General features: G+C 38.4%; 1 protein-coding gene. It reads left to right on the forward strand.

Translation table 11 applies throughout. The annotated features are described in order from the left end of the window. On the forward strand, nt 1-503 hold a 503-nt coding region (locus ABS911_RS15360; protein ID WP_350468271.1), incomplete at both ends, for an LTA synthase family protein.

Here is a 503-nt window from a genome sequence, read left to right on the forward strand (position 1 = left end):
ATCGGATATGGACACTGTGTTGAACTACGTCAATGAGCATTACGGTGAACCGAATAGTGAAATGTTTGGTATCGCTGAAGACAGAAATGTGATTTATATCCATTTAGAAAGTTTCCAACAATTTTTGATCGACTATCAGTTAGAAGATGAAAATGGAGAGCTTCACGAAGTTACCCCATTCATCAACAGCTTGTTCGATAACGAAGACAGCTACAGTTTTGAAAACTTCTTCCATCAAGTAGGACAAGGTAAAACAGCTGATTCCGAAATGATTTTAGAAAATTCATTGTACGGTTCCCCTCAAGGTGGAGCATTTACTCAATATGGATCGACTAATACTTTCCAATCCGCTTCTCAAATTTTACGCTCAGAAGCAGATTATACTTCTGCTATGTTCCATGGGAACGTTGGATCATTCTGGAACCGAGATGATACGTACAAATCAATGGGCATCGACTATTTCTTCGATGATGAATACTATACTTTCACAGAAGAAAACCGAC

The organism is Carnobacterium sp., assembly GCF_040274425.1.